Below are 3,565 nucleotides of genomic sequence, written 5' to 3' on the forward strand. Positions count from 1 at the left end.
GTCGGTGGGCGGCGGAGTCGTCGTGCCACCGGTACACGTCACACCGTTCAGGGCGAAGGTGGTCGGCGCGGGGTTGCTTCCCGTCCACGACCCGTTGAAGCCGAACGACACGCTGCCGCTGGTCGGGATCGCACCGTTGTAGCTCACGTTGCGTGCCGTCACCGTCGCACCACTCTGCGTCAACGTCGTGTTCCAGGCCTGCGTCACCGTCTGCCCGGCGCCGTAGGACCACGTCAACGTCCAACTGCTCAACGGGTCACCCAGGTTCGTGATCGACACGTTGGCGCCGAAGCCGCCCTGCCACTGCGACGACACCGCATAGGTCACCGAACAACCCTCGGCGGCCGCACCGGCCGGCAACGCCGCGACGACCGTCGACGACACCAGCAACGCGAAGCCCGCCGACACCAGGCCGACATTGGTGGCTCTGGATCTGGTCATGTAACACCCTCCTGAGGGGACGGCGGCCCATGCATTGGTGGTGGTCGCTGCCTCATGGCTGCTTGTGAGCGTTAACAGGCCGCGTCCGACATGCTACGGGAGCGCTCCCATGCCCTCAAGCGGTGCGCTCAGGCGACCTTTACCGGAAAGACCCCCAACTGGTTACCCCGCTGCGCGTAGTCCGGCAGATAAAGCTTCCAGGTAACGGTCAGCTCGCGCCCGGCACGCATCGAGGCCGGCACCTCGACCACCATCTCGAAAACGGCCGCGCCGCCAGCGGGGATCCGGGTGAGCGGACCGCAGTTCAACCGGTACAGCTGGGATTCGTTCACCGCCTCGTTGGTCGCGTCGCCGAGCGAGAAGCGTTCCATCAGATAACCCGGACAGGGGTCCAACGCGAGGGGACGGTCGGTTGGGTTGCCGAGCGTCACCCGGAAGCTGACCGGCGAGCCGGCCCCGGCGCTCGGCGGCCCCTGCACCGCGACGGTGAGCTGTTCCAGCGGCGAGGACCGGGGCGTCGACACCACCACCGGCTCGGTGAATCCGCTCGCGGACAGCGTCCCTCGCGCGCGGGGATTGACCCCCTCCCCCTGCGGGCAGCCCGGACGGTCGTCGGCGGTGACCGGTGCCCGCAACGTGCCACCGCCGTCCGGCACCTCGATCGCCAGCTCCAACGGCTCCTTGATCGCCTGACAGAACGGCCCGGACCAGTCCAGGCGCAGGCTGGCGTGGCCACCGGCCGGCAACGCGACCACCCGGTTGCGCCCCTCGTCGTCGATGCCGTGCGTGTAGAGCATGGGGATCTCGCGGCCGCCGGCGAGCATGGTCGTGGGCACCTCGCCCCGCAGGGTGCACTCGGTGCTGGACGCGTTCCGCACGTCCACCTGCCCGATGAGCTTGCCGATCCTGGCGTCGAAACCCCGAGGGGTCTCACCGCCGGTTCCCGGCCGCGTCCAGCGGTCGAGCTGGCCGGACAGCTGCCGGGCGCGGCACGGCGCACTTCCGGCGGCAGGAACCCTCGGCTCGGCCGGACGGCCGTTGAGGTCCTCCGCCGTGATCCTCAGGTCGGCCCACGGCACGCTGCCGTCGGCGAGCAGCGCGGTGGGCGCCGGCTCCGCGACCGTCCCCTCCGAGCTTTCTGGCCGAGCGTTCGGCGAGGCGCACGCCACGGCGGCGGAGAGGACGATCAGCAGCGGCACCAGTAGTCGACGCATTCCGCCACCCTCGCACAGGCGGATCACGCCGGACCTGAGTAGCCATGCTCAGCGGAGATCAGTCCCCGGCGGAGATCGAGACGGGGGTGCCGAGTTCGACGGTACGGGACACGGTGCACAACCGATCGTGCGACTGCTGGAGCGACCGGGGCAGCGCTTCACGCGCCTTGTCGCCCTCCGCCCCCTCCGGGAACGTCACGGCGAACTCGACCCTCAGGTTGCGCATCCGGTTCCCGCCGGCCTCGTCCCGGATCTTGTCGCCGGTGACCTGGACGGCGAACCGGGTCGGCTCGGCGCGACGACTGGTGATGTGGTCCACGTCGACAGCGGTGCAGCCACCGATCGCGGCCAGCAGCAACTCCACCGGCGTGAAGCTGGCGTCGTCGCCCGTGCCCACGGTCACCGACCCACCCCGGACATTGCGCACGACGTAGTTGCCCAGGCTGGTGCGCTCGATCTCCACCGAGCGGAAGGTGTCGTCACTCATGACAGCAACCTACCCGGACGCCACCTGTCGACGGTGACGGTCACGAGTACATCAGGTGCAGCGTCATCCCGGCATCGGCGTGCGCCAGATTGTGGCAGTGGTTCGCCCACACGCCGGGGTTGTCGGCCCGGAACGCCACCACCCACACCTCCCCCGGACGGACGTCGAACGAGTCCAACCACAGCGGGCTTCCGGTTGCCGGCTCGCCGTCGCGGGACAGCACCAGGACGTGGTGGCCGTGCAGGTGCCAGGGGTGCACGACCTGCGACCGGTTGACGATCCGGAAGCGAACCACCTCGTTGCGGTGGACCACCTGCGACGGGATGTCCGGGGCGGCCGCGCCGTTGACGGTGTGGGCATACCGTGGAAGCAACCCGCGCAGGTCGAGCCCACGGTCGAGAACGAGAGTGAACGTCCGGTCGTACCGGGACCAGGGCGCCGCGGCGGCCGCGCCGTAGCGCAGCGGATCCAGCACGGGCCAGCCGCCGGTCGCCGTCGACACCGGTCCGGTCGAGAAGACCGCCCGTCCGTCCACTAACAGCGCCACCGGCGTGGCCGGCGCCTCGAACACCAGGTCGTAGCGGCCGCCGGCCGGGATCAGCACGGCGGTGTCCACCAGCGACGTCGGGCCGCGCAGGTCGGAGCCGTCGATCGCGGCGACCCGGAACGCGGTCCCGGCGAGGGCGTACCGGTGCGTCGTGCTGTCGGTGTTGATCAGACGCATCCGAACCGGCGTGCCGGCCGCGACAGGCTCCGTCCTGGGCGCGGGCAGCGCGAGACCGGCCAGGGTGTGCACCGGCACTGTGACGTCGAGACCGGTCACCGGCCCCGGGCGCACCACCAGGACGCCGTAGAGTCCCATCCGCACGCCGACGTCGGACACCGAGTGCGTGTGATACCAGTACGTCCCGGCCTGATCGGCCCGGAACCGGTAGTCGAACTCCTCGCCGGGCAGCACCGCCGCCTGCGTCACCCCGGGCACCCCGTCCTGACCGTTCGGCACGTCGTACCCGTGCCAGTGCAGGGTGACGCCCCGCCCGATGTCCTGGTTGCGCAGCGTCACCTGCACGACGTCGCCGACGGTGGCGGTCAACTCCGGCCCCGGCACCTGCCCGTTGAACGCCCAGGCCGCGACGTCCCGGCCGCTCACGCGCACCGTGGCGGTCGCGGCGGTGAGGGTGAACCGCCGGGTGGGCTCATCGGCGATCCGGTCCGCCGGATAGCCGTGCCCGTGCGCCATCCGCGGCGCGGCACCCGGGGCGGCGGTCAGCCCGGTTCCGGTCAGCAACGCCGCGACCGCGACCACGAGAGCCACCCGGGACACCGTCCCGGCCGCTCACGCGCACCGTGGCGGTCGCGGCGGTGAGGGTGAACCGCCGGGTGGGCTCATCGGCGATCCGGTCCGCCGGATAGCCGTGCCCGT

Annotated in this window: 4 protein-coding genes; all 4 read right to left on the reverse strand. The window is 71.2% G+C overall.

Annotated features, from left to right (window positions below; genetic code table 11):
• Positions 1-441: cellulose-binding domain-containing protein (locus JM949_RS34580; protein WP_203152252.1), on the reverse strand; the 441-nt coding region annotated here is incomplete at its 3' end.
• A 128-nt stretch (positions 442-569) separates the two neighbouring features.
• On the reverse strand, positions 570-1,655 hold the full coding sequence (locus JM949_RS34585) for a hypothetical protein (RefSeq protein WP_203152253.1): 1,086 nt from the start codon (positions 1,653-1,655) through the stop codon (positions 570-572).
• A 58-nt stretch (positions 1,656-1,713) separates the two neighbouring features.
• Complete coding sequence (locus JM949_RS34590; protein ID WP_203152254.1) at positions 1,714-2,142, reverse strand: OsmC family protein; 429 nt, start codon at positions 2,140-2,142, stop codon at positions 1,714-1,716.
• Positions 2,143-2,182: 40 nt separating this feature from the next.
• Complete coding sequence (locus JM949_RS34595; protein WP_309232450.1) at positions 2,183-3,457, reverse strand: multicopper oxidase family protein; 1,275 nt, start codon at positions 3,455-3,457, stop codon at positions 2,183-2,185.
• Positions 3,458-3,565 lie beyond the last annotated feature (108 nt).

Source organism: Micromonospora tarensis (assembly GCF_016803395.1).
Classification (GTDB): Bacteria; Actinomycetota; Actinomycetes; order Mycobacteriales; family Micromonosporaceae; genus Micromonospora; species Micromonospora tarensis.